The organism is Ancylobacter vacuolatus, assembly GCF_030813595.1.
In the GTDB taxonomy this organism is placed as follows: domain Bacteria; phylum Pseudomonadota; class Alphaproteobacteria; order Rhizobiales; family Xanthobacteraceae; genus Ancylobacter; species Ancylobacter vacuolatus.
Genome location: NZ_JAUSUH010000009.1, coordinates 1 through 22,840, shown reverse-complemented (window position 1 = coordinate 22,840; position 22,840 = coordinate 1). Strand labels below are relative to the sequence as shown.

Here is a 22,840-nt window from a genome sequence, read left to right as displayed (position 1 = left end):
CGCCGGCTGACTGCCGGCGGCATGGCCGCCGCGCGCCGAACAACGACGTACCGAACGCCAGCCACGACCCCGCGACTTTCGCTCCGGCCCGCTTGAACCGAAGGCCCGTCACATGATCTCCCGCTTCTTCATCGAACGGCCGGTCCTCGCCAACGTTCTCGCGCTGGTCTTCGTGCTGATCGGCGCTGTCGCGCTCTATTCGCTGCCGGTGGCGCAATATCCCAACGTCGTGCCGCCGACCATCCAGGTGACGACGCTCTATCCCGGCGCCAGCGCCCGCACGCTGGTCGACACCGTCGCGCTGCCGATCGAGCAGCAGGTGAACGGCGTCGAGGACATGCTGTATATGCAGTCCACCAGCGCCAGCGACGGCACCTATACGCTGACCGTGACCTTCGCCATCGGCACCGACCCCAACATGGCTCAGGTGCTGGTGCAGAACCGTGTCGCCATCGCGCTCGCCTCGCTGCCGCAGGCGGTGCAGGTTCAGGGCGTGACGACGCAGATCAAGTCGACCGCGATCCTGCAATTCGTCACGCTCTATTCGCCTGATGGAACCTATGACAGCCTGTTCCTGGCCAATTACGGCGTCATCAATCTGCAGAACGAGATCGCCCGCCTCGACGGTGTCGGCAATGTCGCCGTGTTCGGCGCCGGCCAGTATGCAATGCGCGTCTGGCTCAATCCCGACGAATTGCAGGCCCGCCAGCTGACCCCGCAGGATGTGGTCAACGCCATCCAGCAGCAGAGCCAGGAAGTGGCCTCCGGCGTGGTCGGCATGCCGCCCGTGCCGAAGGGCCAGAATTTTCAGTTCACCCTGTCGATGGACGGCCGCCTCAACAACGTCGCCGATTATGAGAACATCATCGTCAAGGTGTCGAACGCCGATGGCGGGCGCATCACCCGCCTGCGCGACGTGGCACGGGTCGAGATCGGCGCCCAGACCTACAGCCAGATCTTCACCTTCAACGACAAGCCGGCGGCGGCGCTCGGCATCTACCAGCTGCCGGAGGCGAATTCGCTGCAGGTGGCGACCGAGGTGAAGGCCAAGATGGAGACGCTCGCCAAGAGCTTCCCGCCGGGCCTCGCCTATGCGGTGCCGTTCGACACCACCGTGTTCGTCAACGCCTCGATCACCGAGGTCTACAAGACCCTGTTCGAGGCGGGCATCCTGGTTCTGATCGTCATCCTGGTCTTCCTGCAGGATTGGCGGGCAATGCTGGTGCCGGCGACCACCGTGCCGGTGACGATCATCGGCACTTTCGCCGCGATGGCGGCGATGGGCTTCACGGTCAACCTTTCCACCCTGTTCGCCATCGTGCTAGCCATCGGCATCGTGGTCGACGACGCCATCGTCATCGTCGAAGGCGTGGCGCGCCATATCGAGAAGGGCCTGCCCGGCCGCGAGGCCGCCGAAAAGGCGATGGATGAACTGCTCGGGCCGATCATCGGCATCACGCTGGTGCTGATGGCGGTGTTCCTGCCGGCCGCGTTCATGCCCGGTCTCACCGGCCAGATGTACAAGCAGTTCGCCCTCGTCATCGCCGCCACCGCCTTCATCTCGGCGATCAACGCGCTGACGCTGAAGCCGACCCAGTGCGCGCTGTGGCTGCGCAAGCCGGTGCCCGAAGACCAGCGCAATTTCTTCTACCGGGGCTTCAACAAGGTCTACAACAAGGCCGAGCACTGGTATGCCGGCCTGATCCACCACATGGTCAAGGCGAGCGGGATCGTGGTCACTGTCGGCCTGGTGCTGATCGGCCTCGCCATCTGGGGCATCACGCGGGTGCCGACCGGCTTCCTGCCGACCGAGGACCAGGGCTATGTGCTGATCGGCGCCCAGCTGCCGGACGCGGCCTCGCTGCAGCGCACCACCGCAGTGATGGACCAGATCTCCGCCATCGCCGGCAAGACGCCCGGCGTGAAGGATGTCATCGCCATTTCCGGCGTCTCGGTGCTCGACAACAACGCCACACTGCCCAATGGCGGCGTCGCCTATGTCATGCTCAACCCCTGGGACGAGCGCGACAAGGCCGGGCAGGGGCTGCGCGACATCTATGACACCCTGAACAAGGAGCTGCAGCAGGTCGACGACGCCTTCACCTTCGTGCTGGTGCCGCCGGCGATTCAGGGCGTGGGCAACGCTTCCGGCTTCACCATGATGCTGCAGCAGAAGGACGGCAGCTTCGATTTCGCCGAGCTGCAGGCGGTGACGCAGCAGATCCTCGCCAATGCCTCGACCCAGTCGGCGCTGCAGCGCCTGTCCACCTCGTTCCGCGCCAACGTTCCCCAGCTGCTGCTCAAGATCAACCGCATCAAGGCCGAGACGCTGGGCGTGACGGTGGGCCAGGTGTTCTCGACCGTGCAGGGCTATGTCGGTTCGAGCTACGTCACCCAGTTCAACGAGTTCGGCCAGACCTTCCAGGCCTATATCCAGTCCGAGCCCGATTTCCGCCGCACGCCGGAGGAAATCCTCAACCTGAAAATCCGCACACCGGAAGGCGTGATGGTGCCGCTCGGCACGCTGGCGCAGGTGGAGCCCGCCTTCGGCCCGCCGCTGATCACGCTGTACAATCTCTATCCCGCCACCACCATCCAGGGCGGGCCGGCCCCGGGCTTCTCCTCCGGGCAGGCGCTGGACATCATGGACCAGGTCGCCGACCGGACCATGCCGGCCGGCATGGGCTTCGATTGGACCGCCATGTCCTATCAGGAGGAGGTGGTCGGCAACGAGGTGTACTTCGTCTTCGGCCTCGCCATCCTGCTGGTCTATTTCGTCCTCGCCGGCCAGTATGAAAGCTGGGTGCTGCCGTTCTCCGTGCTGCTCGCGGTGCCTCTGGCGCTGCTGGGCACTGTGGCGGCGCTGACCGGGCTGGGGGTGTCGAACAATCTGTACACCCAGATCGGGCTGATCCTGCTGATCGCGCTCTCGGCCAAAAACGCGATTCTGATCGTGGAGTTCGCGCGCGAGAAACGGGCGGAGGGGATGGAGATCGTGGAGGCGGCGACCGAGGCCGCGCGGCTGCGATTCCGGCCGATCCTGATGACCTCCTTCGCCTTCATCCTTGGCGTGCTGCCGCTGGTGCTGGCCACCGGCGCGGGCGCCGCTTCGCGTAAGTCGATCGGCATCGCGGTGTTCTCCGGCATGCTCGCCTCCACCTGCCTCGCCGTGCTGTTCGTGCCGTCCTTCTACACGGTGCTGCAGCGCTTCGAGGAATGGCGGGTGCGCGGCAAGACGCCAGCAGGAACCGCGCCAGCCGGCACGGTGCCGCCGGCCTCGGGCGAGGGTACCGTCCATTCGGCGTGAGCCGGCGCGGGCATGCGGCCCGCGCGCGATGCGCCTCGCCTCGCCTCGCTTCGCCTCGCTTCGCCTCGCTTCGCCTCGCGATTTGACATCCCTGGCGCCTCAATTCGCGGCAGGCCGGTGGCGCCCGGCTAGGCGGCACCGGGCCGCCCGCTCCTCGCAGCCTAGGGCGGGAGCCCCATTGCCCTGCGGCACGATTCCTGCGTTCATCATCGGGTTCCGCCCCGCTGGCCGCTTCCGGGCGCGTGCGGCATCGTCTTCGTCTGTCGGTTGGTGCCTATGACAATTTTCGCGAGCCTGCATCACGTCACGGCCTACACCTATGACCGCCCGGTCCTTCTCGGGCCACAGATCATCCGGCTGCGCCCGGCGCCCCATTGCCGAACCCCGGTGCAGAGCTATTCGCTCAAGGTCACGCCCTCGAACCATTTCGTGAACTGGCAGCAGGACCCGTTCGGCAACTGGATGGCCCGCTTCGTCTTCCCGGAAAAAGCGACCGAGTTCCGTGTCGAGGTCGACCTCATTGCCGACATGACGGTGTACAACCCGTTCGACTTCTTCATCGAGGAATATGCCGAGCGGCTGCCCTTCGCCTATCCGCCGGAGCTGGCCAAGGAACTGATCCCCTATCTGGAGCGGGAGGAGGGCGGGCCGCTTCTCGACGGTTTCGTCCAGAGCATCCAGCCCCCCGCCGGGTCGATGACGGTGGACTATCTGGTTGAGCTCAACCAGAAGGTGCAGCAACATGTCGGCTATCTCATCCGGCTGGAGCCGGGCGTGCAAACGCCGGACGAGACGCTGTCGCGCGCCTCCGGCTCCTGCCGCGATTCCGGCTGGCTGCTGGTGCAGGTGCTGCGCCGGCTCGGCCTCGCCGCCCGCTTCGTCTCGGGCTACCTCATCCAGCTCAAGCCCGATGTGAAGGCGCTTGAAGGCCCGACCGGCACCGAGGTCGACTTCACCGATCTTCACGCCTGGTGCGAGGTCTATCTGCCCGGCGCCGGCTGGATCGGCCTCGACCCCACCTCGGGTCTTCTGTGCGGCGAGAGTCATTTGCCGCTCTGCGCCACGCCCAACCCGTCCTCGGCGGCGCCGATCACCGGCGGCTTCACGGCGGAGGAGGGCACGAAGACCGAGTTCGAGTTCAACATGCGGGTGACGCGCGTCGCCGAGAAGCCGCGGGTTACCCTGCCGTTTTCCGATGAGGCCTGGGCGGCCCTCGATGCGCTCGGCGACAGGGTGGACGCCGATCTGGCGGCGCAGGATGTGCGCCTGACCATGGGCGGCGAGCCGACCTTCATTTCCATCGACGACTATCAGGGCGCCGAGTGGAACACGTCGGCGGTGGGGCCGACCAAGCGGGCGCGGGCGGACGAGCTGATCCGCCGGCTGCGCACCCGTTTTGCTCCCGGCGGCATGCTGCATTACGGCCAGGGCAAGTGGTATCCCGGCGAAAGCCTGCCGCGCTGGACCTTCTCGCTCTACTGGCGCAAGGACGGCAAGCCGATCTGGCGCGACCCCTCGCTCGTCGCCACCGAGACGCAGGCCGGCTCCACCATCACCGAGGCGCAGAGCTTCATCGAGACGCTGGCCGACAGCCTCGGCGTCGGCGCCGGCTATGCCGAGCCGGCCTATGAGGACCCCGCGCACTGGATCCTCAAGGAAGGCGACCTGCCGGACAATGTCGACCCGTTCGACACCAAGCTGGAGGATGCCGAGACGCGCGCGCGCTTCGCCCGTGTCTTCGCGCGGGGGCTGGGCACGCCGAGCGGCTATGTGCTGCCGATCCAGCGCTGGCAGGCCCGCGCCTCGCGCGGCTGGGTCAGCGAGAAGTGGCGCTTCCGGCGCGGGCGCATGTTCCTGGTGCCGGGCGATTCACCGGCCGGCTTCCGCCTGCCTCTGGCCAGCCTGCCCTGGGTGCCGCCCGCCGCCTACCCCTATGTGAACCCCGCCGACCCGATGACGATATCGGGCGAACTGCCGGATGCCGAGGTGCTGCACCAGCGCTACCGTCGCTCGGCGAGCGAGGAGCCCTCGCAGGAGCAGGTCGACCAGGTGCTCACCGGCACGGGATCAGTCCGCACCGCGCTCACTGTCGAGCCGCGCGACGGACGGCTCTGCGTGTTCATGCCGCCGACCGAGCGGCTGGAGGATTATCTGGAACTGCTCGCCGCCATCGAGGTGACGGCGGCTGAACTCAAGCTGCCGGTGCATATCGAGGGCTACACCCCGCCGGTCGATCCGCGCCTCAATGTCATCCGCGTGGCGCCGGATCCGGGCGTCATCGAGGTCAATGTCCATCCCGCCGCCAATTGGAAGACCTGCGTCGAGATCACCCGCGACCTCTATGAGGAAGCCCGGCTGTCGCGCCTGGGCACCGAGAAGTTCATGGTGGACGGGCGCCACACCGGCACCGGCGGCGGCAACCACGTCGTGGTGGGCGGCGCCATGCCGGCGGACAGCCCGTTCCTGCGCCGGCCGGACCTCTTGAAGAGCCTCATCACCTACTGGCAGCGCCACCCGGCGCTGTCCTACCTGTTCTCCGGCCTGTTCATCGGCCCGACCAGCCAGGCGCCGCGCGTCGACGAGGCGCGCCATGACAGCCTGTACGAGCTGGAAATCGCCATGGCGAGCGTGCCCACGCCCGGCAAGGGGATGGCGCCGCCGCCCTGGCTGGTCGACCGGCTGTTCCGCAACCTGCTGACCGATGTCACTGGCAACACCCACCGTTCCGAGATCTGCATCGACAAGCTGTTCTCGCCGGACGGGCCGACCGGCCGCCTGGGCCTGGTCGAATTCCGCTCCTTCGAGATGCCGCCAGACTGGCGGATGTCGCTCGCCCAGCAATTGCTGTTGCGCGCGCTCATTGCCTGGTTCTGGCGCGAGCCGCAGGAAGGCCCGCTCGCCCGCTGGGGCACGGCGCTGGCCGACCGCTTCATGCTGCCGCATTTCGTCTGGGCCGACTTCATGGACGTGCTGCACGACCTGGGACGCGCCGGCTACCGGGTCGACCCGATGTGGTTCGAGGCGCAGCGCGAGTTCCGCTTCCCCTATTTCGGCCAGGTCGAACGCGGCGGGGTGACGCTGGAACTGCGCCAGGCGCTGGAGCCGTGGAATGTGCTGGGCGAGGAGGGGGCGGCCGGCGGCACGGTGCGCTTCGTCGATTCCTCGGTGGAGCGGCTTCAGGTGCGGGTGGAGAGCCTCAACCCGATCCGCCATGTCATCGCCTGCAATGGCCGCCGCCTGCCGCTTATGCCCACCGGGCGCTTCGGCGAATATGTCGCCGGCGTGCGCTTCAAGGCGTGGCAGCCGGCCTCCGGCCTGCACCCGACCCTGCCGGTGCAGGCGCCGCTGACCTTCGACATCGTCGATCTGTGGTCCAATCGCTCGCTGGGCGGCTGCGTCTACCATGTCGCCCATCCCGGCGGGCGCAATTACGAGACCTTCCCGGTGAATTCCTATGAGGCGCAGGCAAGGCGGCTGGCGCGCTTCCAGGATCATGGCCACACGCCGGGCTATCTGTTCGTCCCGCCGGAAGAGCCCTCCACCGAATTCCCCGCGACGCTGGACCTGCGCCGCCCGGCACGGATTTGACCTCCCCGGTGCGGCGTTGATCCTCCTTCGTGGTTCATTCCCGCCACAGGTCCGGCCTTGCGGGACTGGGCACGCCAGTTTGGCGCGCAGGGGGCGTGCGGTGGGGGCAAGGGGATGGTATGCCCATCCTTTGCGGCGCTGAGAGGGAGCCATGCCCGTTCGCACGGAACCGCAGGCGCGCACGCGCCGCTTTGAAGAAGCGGCCGTCCAGGCACTGCTGGCGCAGTACAAGCCGCTTCCCGGCGTTCACGATGAACTCGTGGACGGCGAGGGGCGTCCGCGCGCGCACTGGACCTCGCTGCTGGCGGCGCTGGCTGAGATGGGCGTGGAGGAGGTCAACCGGCGATTTCGCGCCGCCGACCGCCACCTCTACCGCTCGGGCGTGTTCTACCGGGTCTATGACGACCCCAATGGCGGCGAACGGCCCTGGCCGATCTCGCACCTGCCGCTCGTCATCGACGCCACCGAATGGCGGGCGCTGGAGCGCGGGCTGATCCAGCGCGCGCAGATGATGGAGGGGCTGCTCTCCGACCTTTATGGCGAGGGCAAGCTGGTGCGCTCGGGCGCGCTGCCGGCGGCGGTGGTGGCCGGGAATCCCGATTTCCTGCGCCCGATGGTCGGCGTCGACCCGCATGGCGGCAGCTTCCTCAAGATCTATGCCGCCGATATCGGCCGCGGGCCGGACGGCAATTGGTGGGTGCTCTCCGACCGCACCCAGTCGCCCTCGGGCGCCGGCTACGCGCTGGAAAACCGCATCGCCATTGCGAGGGCACTGCCGGACCTTGCCCGTTCGCTCAACGTGATGCGCCTTGCCGGCTATTTCCAGGGGCTGCGGGCGGGGCTGACCAAGCTCGACCGTTCCGGCGAGGGGCGGGTGGGGCTGCTCACCCCAGGCCCGCTCAACGAGACCTATTTTGAGCACGCCTATCTCGCCCGCTATCTCGGCTTCGTGCTGCTGGAGGGCGACGACCTCACGGTGCGCGACAACATCGTCTATGTCCGCACTGTTGCCGGCCTCAAGCGGGTCGACGTGCTGCTGCGCCGTCTCGATGCCGATTATGCCGACCCGCTGGAGCTCAACCCCTCCTCGCGGCTCGGCGTGCCCGGGCTGATGCAGGCGATCCGCGCCGGCGGAGTGGCGGTGGTGAACGCGCTCGGCGCCGGCGTGGTGGAGGCCCCCGCCATGATGGGCTTCCTGCCGCGTCTGGGGCGGCAGGTGCTGGGCGAGGCGCCGATCCTGCCCAATGTCGCGACCTGGTGGTGCGGCCAGAAGGCCGAGCGCGCGCGTGTGCTCGACAGTCTCGACGATCTGGTGCTCTCCCCCGCCTTCCGCCGGGCGGTGCCGGGCGCGCTGGAGGACGGGCCGGTGATCGGCGCCGATCTCGATCCCATCCGCCGCGCGGCGGTGGAGCACGCGATCCGGACCCGCGGCGTCGACATTGTCGGCCAGGAGGCGGTGCGCCTGTCGACCATGCCGGTGTGGAGCAATGGGCGGCTGGAGCCGCGCCCCTTCATCCTGCGCATCTTCGTCGCCGCCACCGAATCGGGCTGGACCGTCATGCCCGGCGGTTTCTGCCGCGTCTCCGACAGTCTCGACGCCCGGGCCGTGACGATGCAGGGGGGCGGCCGCTCGGCCGATGTGTGGGTGCTGGACGCCGCGCCGGTGGAGCAGACCACGCTGCTGCCGGCCCCCGATGCGGTAGAGGTGAAGCGCCAGACCGGCCCGCTGCCCAGCCGCGCGGCCGATAATTTCTTCTGGCTCGGGCGCTATGTCGAGCGGGCCGAATGCACGCTGCGCCTGCTGCGCACGCTGGCGGGCCGGCTTTCCTCCACCGCCGATGGCGGCGGCGGCTCGGTGCCGGCGCTGCTCGACCTGCTGCAATCCTGGGGCGCGGTGCCGGACGAACTGACCCGTGCGCGCCCGATCCGCCATGTGCTGGCGGCGCTGACCCGGCGCGACCGGCCCGGCGCCATTCCCAACCTCATCGACAATGCCCGCCACACGGCCTCTGTGATCCGCGACCGGCTCTCCCCCGATGCCTGGCGCACGCTGGCCGATCTCGGGCTGATGATGGCGGAGCCCGCCCCGGCGGCCAGCGCCGAGCCGGACGCCTATGAGCGCGCCGACCGCGCCCTGCGGGCGCTCGCCGCCTTTTCCGGCCTCGCCTCGGAGAACATGAACCGGCTCGCCGGCTGGCGCTTCCTCGATCTCGGCCGTCGCATCGAGCGCGCCATCGCGGTGTGCCGCTTCGCCCGCGCGCTGGTGGGGGAGACGCCGAGCGCCAGCACGCTCGATGTGCTGCTGGAGCTGTGCGACAGCCAGATCACCTATCGCTCGCGCTATGTGATGGTGGAAAGCCGCGCACCGGTGCTCGACCTCGTGCTGCTCGACCCGGTCAATCCACGTTCGCTCGCCTTCCAGATCGCCGCCATCAGCGACCATCTCGACGTGCTGCCCGGCCATGCCGGCGACGCGCTGCCCCCGCCGGAGGAGCGCCTGGTCGCCCGGCTTTCGGCGACGATGAAGGCGTTCGACGCGGTGGAGTTCGACGATGCCCGCCTCGGCCAGATCGAGGGCCGACTGATGGAGCTCTCCAACGAGGTGGCGGAGCGCTATTTCATCCATCGCCAGCCGGTGGAGACGCCGTGGGACCTCTTGGCATGAAATACGACATTCACCAGAGCACGGCCTATTCCTACGCCTCGGCGGTGCCGGTGGCGCGCCATGTGGTGCGGATGGTGCCGGTGGAGCGGGCGAACCAGCGCGTCGTCGCCAGCCATTTCGCGGTCGAGCCCGAGCCGGTGGAATGGACCGAGACCCGCGATTTCTTCGGCAACAAGGTGGTGCATATCCGCATCGAGACCCCGCATCGCAGCTTCACCGTGAAGACGCGGGCGCGGGTGGAGGTGGAGGCACCGCCTGAGGTTCCGCCCGGATCCGGCCCTTCCTGGGAGGAGACGCGCGAGGCCGCCAATGGCAGCACCGATTTGTCCGGCCTCTCGCCGGCGCATTTCCTGTTTGCCAGCCCCGCCGTGGCGCTGAGCGCGCCGATCACCGCCTGGGCGGCGGAGAGTTTCCCTCCCGGCCGGCCGATGCTGGCCGGGGCGGTGGACCTGATGAACCGGCTCTACGCCGATTTCACCTATGATCCGCGCGCCACCGACGTCTCCACCCCGGCGCTGACGGCGTTCGAGTTGCGGGCCGGGGTGTGCCAGGATTTCGCCCATATCATGATCGCCGGGCTGCGCGGGCTCGGCCTGCCGGCGGCCTATGTCTCCGGCTTCCTGCGTACTGAGCCGCCGCCGGGCAAGGAGCGGTTGCAGGGCGCCGACGCCACCCATGCCTGGGTTTCGGTGTGGTGCGGCGAGGCGATCGGCTGGCAGGGGCTGGACCCGACCAACGCCCTGCGCGTGGCCACCGATCACGTCGTGCTGGCGCTGGGCCGCGACTACACCGATGTCGCCCCGATCGGCGGCGTCATCTTCGGCTCCGGCAAGCAGAAGCTGAAGGTCGAGGTCGACGTCATTCCGATGCCGGACGAGGCTTCCGCGCGCAAGGAGCCGGGCGACTTGGCCTCCCCCGGCTGATTCGCACGTCCGGTATTTCCGCCGGGCTCCCGCGCGCGAGGGCACAACTGTGCTGTGCACGATAAGTCCGTGGCCATCCGGCAACATTGCTCGGAATTTCCGGAGGTGAATGCCCGTTTGCGGGGAATTCCCGCCGCGCGGGAACAAATCCCGGTTGTCGCGGCGAGAGACGGTACTCTAGTCTGGTTCCGTCTCGCCCGCGTCGGATCGCGCGAGCGGCCGCGCTGCTGCGCCCCAAGCTTCGTGCGTGTCACGAGAAGGACGTCGGAAATGCCGTATCGCGTTGAGCCGTTGAGCCGGAACGTCGCGGCCTTGGCCGGCACATTCTCTCCAACTGGGTCGCAGAACGCGGCGGATGAGGCCTCCGACTCCATCCGTGGCGCTGCGGCGGACACTCGCGAAACGCGGCTTAGACCCCTCTCCGCCAGCGTCGCATGCGGACAGTCGGCTTTTGCGCGCGAGCGCGCAATGCACGCCTCCACACGCTGACTCCCGGCGCCTTTGCTTTGAAAAACAGAACATTTTTACCGCTGGAACCGAGGCCGCAATGAACATCGCAGCATCTCGCAGGGCCATCGACGCCGGTTCCCTCGTGCGGACCTCGCGCCTGCTGCGCCGGGGGCTGTTGCTGAGCTCGGCGCTGGTGCCTGTTTTGGCCATCGCCCTTTCGGTCGTCCCGGTCGCCGTCCAGGCGCAAACCCTCATCAATACCCTTGCCGGCGGTGCCGGTGGTGGGGGCGGTACGGGGACGACCGCCGGCGCCGGTGGCGGCGGCGGCGGCGGCGGTGGCGGCGGCGGTGGCGCGGGTGGAAACACGTCCAGCGCGAGTAGCCCGGGTGCCGGCGGGAGTTCAGGGTTCGGCGGCACGTCTGGCGCCGGTGGAAACGCCGGCAACGTGGCAGGGGCCGGCGGAAACGGCGGTGGCACTGCCGGTGCGGGTGGAACCGGCCTGACTGCCTCGGCGAATGGCGGCTCCGGCGGCGCGACAGGTGCCAATGCCGGCCAAGGAGGAAGTTCCTTAAGTGGTTCCGGCCCTGGCTATGGCGGCGGTGGTGGCGGGCACGGCTATATCGGGGCGGCGCTGCCCACATCGGCTGTCACGGCCGGAAATGGCGGCGAAGGATCCATTTCGCAGGTCGCAGGCGGCGGTGGTGGCGGCGGTGGCGGTGGCGGCTTCGGTGCGGTCGTCTCGGGGTCGGGGGATCTCGGCACACTGACGATTTCGCTGACAGGCGGAAATGGCGGCGGCGCTGGTTATTCAGACCTCAACACTCTTGCATCCTCCGGCGTCAGCGGCGCCGGCGGCGGGGGGCTCTATCTTTCCAGTACGGCCGCGACCGAATTGATCATTGGGGCCACGGTGACCGGCGGGTCGAATACCCCCAATGGCCTCGTCTACATAGGTGGCAATGGCGGTAGCGGCGTTTTCGCGGTCAATACGACAGATGTTACCAAGCTCACCGTGGGCGCCGGAAAAACAGTCTCCGGTGGCAAAGGCGGCAACGCGACGAATGGTGGCAGCGCTTTTGGAACGACTTACCCGCAAGGCATAGTCGGAGCCGGCGGCATCGGCATCGGCGGTAGCAACCTCACTGTTGTACTGACATCGACCGCCACTGTTTCGGGTGGGCTGAGCGGCGATTTGCTGGCGCCGTACTCGCTTACTGTCGTAACGCCGGGCACCACGCGCGCAGACGCGATCCAGTTCACCGGCGGCACCAATTTGCTGGATTTGCAGGGCAATGGCGGCACTTCGGGCCAGACCTATGCCACGATCAACGGCAATGTGGTGGGCAGCGGATCATATAACACGCTGAAGTTAAGCGGTGCCGGCGGTGTGTTTGACTTGGCACAGTTGAACGCCGGTACGGGCGGCGGCGCCCAGTTCCAGAACTTGAATGAGGTTAACGTCAGAAGCAGCGGCGTCTGGCTGTTGAGTGGGCAGCAGGCAGGAACTTCGGGGAGTGCTTGGTCGGTCAGCGGTGGCACCCTGCAACTCGGGAACGGTGCGACTGCGGGCGGCGTCAAGGGGGCGCTCTTCGTCCAGTCGGGTGGAACTTTGGCAAATGGCCAATCGCTGACGGCGACGGTCTCAAGCGACGTGGGTGCCTTTAGCGGCGGCACCATCGCGCTGCAGGCCGTCGCGGGAAGCTCGGCCCTCGCGATCACCGGTGGCGATTTATCTCTGTACACTGGCGCGAGCCTGAACGTCACGCTGAGCGCGCCCACCACGGCGACCGCACTTATCACTGTGGGCGATGCGTCGGTCAGCGGCAGCGGCGATCTCACGCTCGGCGGCACGCTGAACATCACCGACAGCGGCGCGATGGCCGAGGGCACCTATCTCCTGATCGGCTATGCCGGCTCACTGACCGGGACGATCGGCGTCGGCACGGCACCGACGGACTACATCTATACGGTCGATACGACCACGACGGCGGGCCAGGTGCTGCTGACCGTTTCCGGCGCCGGCCTCTACTGGAACGGCGGACCGGCGGCGTCGGGCGGCGGCATCATCGGCGGATCGGGCACCTGGGCGTCCACCAACGACAACTGGACCAATGCGGCGGGAACCACCAATGAGTTTTGGAACGGTTCGACCGCCATCTTCGCCGGCACCGGCGGCATTATCTCCATCGAGGACAACCCCGGGCAGACCTCCGTCAAGGGCATGCGCTTCGAGGTGGATGGCTATGCTATTTTCAGCAGCAGCATCACCCTGAATGCGAGCTCCGGCCCGACCGAGATCGAGGTGGCCACGGGCGCGACGGCGACCATCGGCTCCGCTCTCATCGGCACGACCGGTCTTGAGAAGACCGGCGCCGGCACGCTGAACCTGTGGGGCGCGAACACCCTGACCGGCGACGTCACCGTCTCCGCCGGCACGCTGGGCCTTACCGGCACGCTGGGCGCCTCGGTTCTGACGGTGGGCAGCGACGTCGCGGGCACGCTGGCGGTCTCCGGCGGCGGCGCGCTGACCAGCGTCAACGGCACCGTGGGAACGGCGGAGGGCGGGGTCGGCACGGTGACGGTGAGCGGCGACGGTTCGAGCTGGACCAGCACGGGCGAGCTCACCATTGGCGACAATGGCGGCACCGGCAGCCTGACGATTTCCGGCGGCGCCACGTTCGATGCCAAGCGGATTGGCGTTTCCACCGGATCCTGGCAGAGCGGCAGCGGCGGCACCGGCTCGCTCACCGTGACCGGCAAGGACACGATCTGGACCAACAGCGACGGCGGCATAGATATCGCGCGCACGGCCGGCTCCACCGGCTCCCTCACCGTCTCCGACGGCGCCACGGCCTACATTACCAAGGTGGGCCTCTATACCGGCGCCGGGGCGCAGGTCACCTTCACCGGTAAGGGCACCCGGGTCGAGATCGGCGACCCCGACGACCCCACCAACACCGCGCTCCAGGCCGGGCTAAGCCCCGATGGAGGCACGGTCACGATTTCGGACGGCGCGGATGTCTATGCCGACAGAGTCTATGTCGGCGCGAGCGGCGGCGACCTGGTGACGATGACTGTTTCCGAGGCGAGCCTGGTCGCGGAACAGTTTTTTTATGTCGGCGGCCAGAACGGCACGCGCAACGTCGATCCGGTGAATGGCAACGGCGACCTCACCATCTCCGCCGGCGGCACAGTGACGGGCGGCGTGGCGGGCGTCGGCATGGACCCGCACTCCGAAGGTAAATTGACCATCATCGGGACGGGGTCGCAGTTCTGGGCCAAGGCGAACCCCACCTTCTCCTATCTCGGCAATTTCTATGTCGGCTATGCCGGCACGGCCTCGGTGATCGTCACCGATGGCGGCACGCTGAAGGTCGACAATGAGGTGCGTATTGCCTACGCCGCCGCAGGCGACGGCGTGCTCGCCATCGGCGCGGCGAAGGGCTCGGCGGCGGGGGCGGCCGGCACGATCGACACGCCGAAGATCGTCTTCGGCGCGGGCACGGGCGAGATCGTCTTCAACCACACCGCCACCGACTTCACGCTGTCCACGCCCATCTCCGGCGGCGGCACGGTGAGCGTGCTGGCCGGCACGACGATCCTGACCGGCGCGAACACCTATACCGGCGGCACCACGATCTCCGGCGGCACGCTGTCGATCGGCGGCGGCGGAACGACCGGTTCGATCACCGGCGATGTGGTCAACAATGCGAGCCTGGTGTTCAATCGCACCGACAGCCTGATCTTCTCCGGCGACATTTCGGGAACCGGCTCAGTCGAGCAGGCCAGCACCGGCACGCTCACCCTGTCGGGCAGCAACACCCATTCCGGCGCGACGACGGTTTCGGCCGGCACGCTGGTGGCGTCCGGCGGTTCGGCGATCGGCGATTCCAGCGCGGTGTCGGTGGCGAAAGACGCCAGCCTGCAGCTGAACGCGAACGAAACCGTCGGCTCGCTGGCGGGCGCCGGCACGGTGACGCTGACCAATGTCAGCCAGCTGACCGCCGGCGGCGACAACAGCTCCACAACCTTCTCCGGCGAGATATCCGGCATCGGAAACCTGGGGAAGGCCGGCACCGGCACGCTGACCCTGAGTGGGGCGAGCACGTTCACCGGCGATGTGTGGGTGACCGGCGGCGGGCTGGTCCTGTCCGGCGGCTCGGCGCTCGCGAACACGACCAAGCTCAACCTGTCCAGCGGGACGACGCTGGAACTGGTCAATGGCGGGCAGGCCCTGGCCACTCTGGACGGTGCCGGCGGAACGGTGACCCTCAACGCCAACACGCTGACGCTTGGCGCCGATACCGTCGCCGGAAACTTTGCCGGCAGCATCACCGGCACGGGCGGCCTGACCAAGGTCGGCAACCTGAACCAGTTCCTCACCGGGACCAACACCTTCACCGGGGCGGTGCAGATCTCCGCCGGCAAGCTGTTCCTCCAGAATGGGTCGGCTCTGGCGGACAGCGTCGCGGTGACGGTCGAGGCCGGTACGGAACTCGTCCTGTTCCAGGCGGCCGAGACCATCGGCTCGCTGGCGGGCGCCGGCAACGTCTACATTGTCGGCAACTATGCCCTGACCACGGGCGGCAACGACGCCAGCACGACGTTCTCCGGCACGCTGGGCGGCTCCGGCACGGCCGGGCTGGTGAAGACCGGCACCGGTACAATGACGCTAACCGGGGCGAACACCTATGCCGGCGGCACGACGGTTTCGGGCGGCACGCTGTCGATCGGCGATGGAGGCGCTACCGGCTCGATCGCCGGCGATGTGGCGCTCAGCACCGGCACGCTTGCCTTCAACCGCTCCGACGATATTTCGTTTGCCGGCGCCATTTCCGGGGCTGGCTCCCTGATCAAGTCCGGCGCGGGAACGCTGACGCTCACGGGCGCCAGCACCTTTCTCGGCACCACGACGGTCTCGGCCGGCACGCTGGAGCTTTCCGGCGGCAGCCTAACCGGGGGCGTCTCGGTTCTAACCGGCGCGACGCTGCAGGGCGGCGCCAGCGCGGGCACCATCTCGGGCAATGTGGAAATCACGGCGGGCGGCAGCCTCGCCGGCGTGTCCGGCACCACCTCGCTCACCATCGGCGGCAATCTGAGCTTTGCGGGACCGACCTCGGTCTTCGCGGTGACGCTGGGCTCGCCCGGGTCGACGACGCCGGCGATCGGCGTGGGCGGCAACCTGACGCTCGACGGCACGCTGGACCTGACCGCCGGCACGGGCTTCGCCTCGGGTACGTACCGGCTGATCGATTATGCCGGGTCGCTGACCGACAACACGCTCGAGATCGGCACGGCGCCGGCGCATTCGCTCTATGCCGTCAGCACCTCTACCGCCAACCAGGTCAATCTGCTCGTGGCGGCGGGCCAGTGGTGGAACGGGTCCAACACCACCGGCGGCGCCGGCGTCGACGGCGGCACCGGCACGTGGAATGTGCAGTCGGCAACCACCAACTGGACTAACGCGGCCGGCACCACGGCCGATACCTGGTCGCAGGCGGGGCTCGCCATCTTCGCCGGCACGGCGGGCACAGTGACGGTAAGCGGATCGACGGCGCCGCAGGTCGCGGCGATGGAGTTCCTGGTCGACGACTATGTGATCACGGGCGGGTCGATCAACCTCGTCGGCTTTGGCAGCAGCACGGAGGCCACGATTCTGGTGGGCGAGGGGCCCGACGCCGCCGAGGTCGGCGCGACCGTCGCTTCCTCCCTCACCGGCACGGCGGGGCTGAAGAAGACCGGCCTCGGCACGCTGACGCTATCGGGTACCAACAGCTATGCGGGCCTCGCCACGGTCAGTGCCGGCACGCTGACGCTTACCGGCAGCAACACCTTGAGCGCCGGGGTCTATATGACCGGTGGCACGCTGACGATCGAGGGCAGCGGCACGCTGGCGAATACGTCCGGCTACATCGCTAATGGCGCGGGAACGACCGGGACCGTGGTGGTGACGGGGGCCGACGCCTCCTGGATCGGGACAGGCGAACTCGGCGTCGGCCAGGGCGGCCAGGCGAGCTTCACGGTTTCCGCCGGCGCCGAGGCGAGCTTCGCCTACAGCTATGTCGGTGTCCTCGCCGGATCGAACGGCACGGCCACAGTGACGGGCAAAGAGTCGATCTGGACCAGTACCGGCGCCATCAATGTTGGCTATAGCGGCACCGGCACCGTGAATGTCGAGGCCGGCGGCACCCTCATGGGGGCGACCGGTATTGTCGGCGCCAGCGCGGGTTCAATCGGAACGGTGACGGTGACGGGAGCAGGTTCCACCTGGACCGCCACCACCGAACTCGGCATCGGCCAGTCCGGCACCGGGACGCTGAACGTCGCGGCCGGCGGCAAGGTGAGCACCGGCATTGGCTATATCGGCGTAAATGCTGACTCTCTCGGCACCGCCACCGTGACGGGCGAAGACTCGGCCTGGGAGACCACGGCTGAACTCCATGTCGGCTATACCGGCACCGGCACGCTGACGGTTGAGGACTCCGGCCATGTGTCGACCGTCAACGCCTATGTCAGCAGTAATCGCGGGTCGACCGGAGCGTTCGCCCTCAAGAGCGGAGCCACCGCCTCCAGCAGCTTTGCCTATATCGGCGTCAACACCGGCTCCAATGGCAGCGTCACCGTGACGGGCGCGGATTCGCTGTGGACCAACAGCAAGGACTTCGTCGTCGGCGGCTCCGGCTCCGGCCAGATGACGGTGTCGGTGGGTGGCGGGGTGAGCAGCGGCAATGGCTATATCGGACAAAATGCCCTCTCTACCGGAACGGCGACGGTCACGGGCGCGGATTCCAGCTGGAGCACGGGCAGCCTCGATCTCTTCGTCGGGCTGAACGGCACCGGCACGCTGAGTGTCGCCGATGGCGGCGCCGTCTCGGCCGCCCATGTCACGCTGGGCTATGGCGCCACGGGCGGTGGCACGCTCAACCTCGACGGCACGGATGGCGCGCGCGGCGTCCTCACCACGGGGCAGATCAGCAAGGGCGCGGGCCAGGGCTCCGTGAACTTCAATGGCGGCGTGGTGAAGGCTTCGGCCAGCCAGGCGTCCTTCCTTACTGGGTTTGCGGACAACACCGTCACCATCAATGCCGGCGGCGTCTTCTTTGACAGTAACGGCTTCGACATCGGCGTCTCGGCGGGAATGATCGGCACCGGTTCACTGAGGAAGCTTGGCTTTGGCGTTCTGACGCTGACGGGTGACAACACCTATTCGGGGGGAACCACGGTCGCCGCCGGCACCTTGCAGATCGGCAATGGCGGCGGCACGGGATCGGTGGCGGGGGCGATCGCCAATAGCGGCACTGTGGCGTTCAACCGGTCCGATGACGTGGTTGCGGGGGGGGCGATCACCGGCACGGGCGCGCTGGTGCAGAAGGGTGCGGGCAAGCTGACGCTCACCGGCGCCAACAGCGCGGGCGCGGGCACGACGGTGGAGGCGGGGACGCTGGAGATCCTCAGCGGGGTGTCGCTGGCCAGCAATGTCACGGTGAAGTCCGGGGCGACGCTGCAGGGCGAGACGGCCGGCCCTTCGGGGGCGGCGATCACCGGCTCGGTGAGCGTCGAGAATGGCGGCACGCTGGCGGCGGCGCCGGTGACGACGGCGGGGGCCTATGGGCTGTCCATGACCTCGCTGACCCTTTCGGAAAGCGCCAACATCAATGTGACGCTGGGTTCCAACACCGGCAATGCGGTGTTCTCGGCCGAGACGCTGGCGCTGGACGGCGTGCTGAACGTGACCGATGGCGGGTCGATGGCGCTCGGCGTCTACCGGATCCTCGACTACACGACGCTGGCCTCGGATGACGGGCTGGTGCTGGGCGATACCCCGCTGCAATACGCCTATGAGATCCAGCAGGTGCCGGGCCAGGTGAACCTGGCGGTACTTCAGGGCGGCATGCTGTACTGGAACGGCAGCCAGACCACGCCGGACGGCACCATCCATGGCGGCGCCGGCACCTGGACCGCGAGCTCGACCGACACCAACTGGACCACCTCCAAGGCGAACCAGTCGCGGGCCTGGGACGCGAGTTTCGCGGTGTTCTCGGCCACGGCGGGCGTGGTGACGATCGACGACACGGCGGGCGCGGTGGCGGTGACCGGCGTGCAGTTCATGGTGGACGGCTATGAGGTGGGTGGCGATGCGCTGACGCTGGCGGCGACCTCCGGCCAGACGCAGATCCGCGTCGGCGACGGCACGGGGGCCGGGGCGGCCTATGTCGCCACCATCGGTTCGGTGATTGCCGGCAGCACCGGTCTAGAGAAGACGGATCTCGGCACGCTGATCCTGACCGGGGCCAGCACCTATACCGGCGGCACCACCATCACCCAGGGCACGCTGCAGATCGGCAAGGGCGGCACCACCGGCTCGATCGAGGGCGATGTGGTGAACAATGCGGCGCTGGTGTTCAACCGCTCCAATGATCTCGGTTTTGACGGCGCCATCTCGGGGACGGGCAGCGTGACCAAGAAGGGCGCGGGCACGCTGACGCTCACGGGCACCAACGCTTTCAGCGGCGGCCTGACGGTCAAGGCCGGCACGGTGAAGGTCGCGGCGGCATCCGCGCTGGGGAGCGGCGGGTTGAGCCTTGAGGGCGACGGCGCGCTGCAGGCGAGCGAGAGCTTCAGCTATGGCGGCGCGGTCACGCTGACCCCGGTCGCGGGGCTGGGCGGCGGCACGTTCGCTGTGGACGACAGCAAGACGCTGACGCTCACCGGCGCCATTGGCGGAACGGGGGCGCTGACCAAGTCGGGCACCGGCACGCTGGCGATCGCGGGCAACAGCTATAGCGGCGCCACCAATGTGGCGGCGGGCACGCTGGAGGTCAGCGGCGGTTCCTCGCTGTCGAACACGGCGCGGCTGACGGTGGCCAGCGGCGCGACGCTGACCCTCAAGGACGCCAATGAGACGGTGGGCTCGCTGGCGGGCGGCGGCGACGTCGCCCTCGGCGCCTATTGCCTGATCGCCGGCGGCGACGGCACCAGCTCGACCTTCTCGGGCGCCTTCTCGGGCGCGGGGTGCCTCACCAAGACCGGCGAGGGCACGCTGACGCTGACCGGCACGAGCAATCATAGCGGCGGCACCACCATTTCAGGCGGCACGGTGCAGGTCTCCGCGGCGGCGGCGCTGGGCAGCGGGCCGCTGGCGCTTGAGGGCGGCGGCACGCTGCGCGCGAGCGACAGCTTCACCTATGCCAGCGCGGTCTCGCTCACGCCGGTGGCCGGCGTCGGCGGTGGCACGTTCGCGGTGGATGACAGCAAGACGCTGACCCTGACCGGGGCGATTGCCGGCCTCGGCAATCTGGCGAAGACCGGCACCGGCACGCTGGTGCTCTCCGGCACCAACAGCGCCAGCGGCGCGACAAAGGTCGATGAGGGCATCCTCATTGCCGAGGGCGGGCAGGCCATCGGCGACGCCAGCGCGGTGAGCGTGGCCACGGGGGCGCAGCTGATCCTGCGCCCGAGCGGCGCCACCGAGACGGTCGGCTCGATCGCCGGTGCGGGCGCGCTGGTCCTCGACGGGGCGAAGCTCGCCGCCGGCGGCGACAACACCAGCACCAGCTTTGCCGGCATCATCAGCGGCACGGGCGGGCTGACCAAGTCGGGCACCGGCACGCTGACGCTGAGCGGGGCCAACACCTATGCGGGCGACACCACGGTCGCCGGCGGCGGCCTCGCGGTGACCGGGAGCGTGGATGGCGATGTCTATGTGCAGAACCTCGCCACGCTGTCGGGCACCGGCAGCATCGCCAAGACGGTGCATGTGCTCGACGGCGGCACGCTGGAGGGCGCGCAGCCCGGCGGGCTGACCATGGGCGGGCTTGACCTCGCCGCGGCGGCCAATGTGAGCGTGAGCCTGGGCGCACCCTCGAGCGAGGCCGTGTTCACGGTCAATGGCAATGTGACGCTGGACGGCACGCTGAAGGTGACGCAGACGGCGGGCTTCGGCGTCGGCATCTACCGCGTGATGAACTATACCGGCACGCTGACCGACAATGGCATGGAGGTGAGCCCGCTCACCGGCGGGCTGCTGGGCGGCGTCCAGACGTCGGTCGCCAACCAGGTGAACCTGCTGGTGGAAGGCGTCGACACGCCGATCCTGTTCTGGAACGGTACCAACACCACGGCGACGCAGACCGTTCTCGGCGGCACGGGGACCTGGACGGCGGGGGCGCAGACCAACTGGATCAATGCCAGCGGCACCATCCCGCAGGGCTGGAACGGCGCCTTCGCGGTGTTCCAGGGCTCGCCCGGCACGGTGACGGTGGACAATACCGACGGCCAGGTGTCGGCAACCGGCCTGCAGTTCGTCGAGACCGGCTATGGGGTAAGCGGCGGCGCTCTCCTGCTCGCCGGCGAGGCACCGGTGATCCGGGTCGGCGACGGCACCGAGGAAGGGGCGTCGACGGTCGCCACCATTGGCTCGGTGCTCACCGGCACGCACGGGCTGGAGAAGGCCGATTACGGCACGCTGGTCCTGACCGGGGCCAATCTCTACACCGGCGGCACGGTGATCTCCGGCGGCACGCTGCAGATCGGTGATGGCGGCGCCTCGGGGTCGATCCTCGGCGATGTGACCAATAACAGTGTGCTGGCGTTCAACCGCAGCGACGACGTGACGATGGCGGGGGCGATCTCCGGCAGCGGCGCGCTGGTGCAGGCGGGCGAGGGCACGCTGTATCTGACGGGGGCCAACACCTCCACCGGCGGCACCACCATCGCCAGCGGCACGTTGCGGGTGGACGCGGCCAGCGCGCTGGGCAGCGGCGGGCTGACCGTGGACACGGAAGGCACGCTGCGCGCCAGCAGCAGCTTCACCTATGGCGGGGCGGTGGTGCTGGGCGTGCCCAACCCGCTGGCCCGGCCGAGCTCGACCGCCGGCACGATCGAGGTGGATTCCACGCAGGCGCTGACCCTGTCGGGGGTGATCTCGGGCACGGCGGGCCTGACCAAGACCGGCGACGGCCTGCTGATCCTGACCGGGACCAACACCTATGCCGGGGTGACGACCATCTCGGCCGGCACGCTGCAGATCGGCAATGGCGGCACGACCGGCTCCATTGTCGGCGACGTGGTGAACAATGCCAAGCTGGTGTTCAACCGTTCCGACACCTACGCCTTCACCGGGGCGATCACCGGCAACGGCGCGGTGACCTTCACCGGCGGCGGCACGGTGCTGTTCTCCGCGCCCTATACCGGGGCGGTGACGGTGGACGACAGCACGGTGCGGCTGGCGGCGGGGTCGAGCACCGCCTCGACCTTCACCGTCAATGAGGGCGGCGTGCTTGGCGGCACGGCGAGCATTGGCGGGCTGATCGTCAATGACGGGGGCATCGTCGGGCCGGGCTATTCGCCGGGAACCCTGACGGTGAACGGCCCGGTGGCGTTCAATGCCGGCGCGGTCTACCAGGTGGATGTGACGGCGGCCGGCGGGCACGACCTGATCACCGCCACCGGGGCGGTGACGCTGTCCTCGCAGGCGAGCGTCGAGGTGCTGGCCACCCCGGGGCGCTATCCCTCGACGGGCAAGGTCGCCATTCTTTCCACCACCAACACGCTCACCGGCACCTTCGGCTCGGTCACGTCGGACTATGCCTTCCTGGCGCCGGAGCTGACCTATGACGCAAAGAACGTGTTCCTGACGCTGGTCTATAACGGGTTCAACTTCGTCGACTATGCCCACACGCCGAACCAGGCGAACGTGGCCGTGGCGGCGCAGGCGCTGGGCACGGGCAACGCCGTCTATGAGGCGATCTTCGCCCTGCCGACCTCCGCGGTGGCGCCGGCGCTCAACCAGCTTTCGGGCGAGGCCTATGCCTCGGCGCAGACGGTGATCCAGCAGCAGTCGATCTATCTGCGCGACGCGGTCGGCAGCCGGCTGCGCCAATCGCTCACCGCCCCGTCCGCCGGGGC

Annotated in this window: 5 protein-coding genes; all 5 read left to right on the top strand. The window is 68.5% G+C overall.

What is annotated here, in order from left to right:
- The first annotated feature begins 112 nt into the window (after positions 1-112).
- Positions 113-3,307: an efflux RND transporter permease subunit gene (locus tag J2S76_RS17310; protein WP_307062383.1), complete on the top strand. Its 3,195-nt coding sequence runs from the start codon at positions 113-115 to the stop codon at positions 3,305-3,307.
- 276 nt (positions 3,308-3,583) lie between these two features.
- Positions 3,584-6,895, top strand: coding sequence for a transglutaminase family protein (locus J2S76_RS17305; protein WP_307062381.1), 3,312 nt, complete (start codon positions 3,584-3,586; stop codon positions 6,893-6,895).
- Positions 6,896-7,046: 151 nt separating this feature from the next.
- Entirely contained in the window at positions 7,047-9,560 is a 2,514-nt protein-coding gene (locus J2S76_RS17300; protein ID WP_307062379.1) for a circularly permuted type 2 ATP-grasp protein, read from the top strand.
- The gene (locus J2S76_RS17295) at positions 9,557-10,483 is read left to right on the top strand and encodes a transglutaminase family protein (RefSeq protein ID WP_307062377.1); all 927 of its coding nucleotides are present in this window, start codon (positions 9,557-9,559) and stop codon (positions 10,481-10,483) included. The genes J2S76_RS17300 and J2S76_RS17295 overlap by 4 nt, the downstream gene beginning before the upstream one ends.
- Positions 10,484-11,030: 547 nt before the next feature.
- Positions 11,031-22,840 (top strand): beta strand repeat-containing protein (locus J2S76_RS17290; protein WP_307062375.1); only part of this gene is annotated, 11,810 nt, incomplete at its 3' end.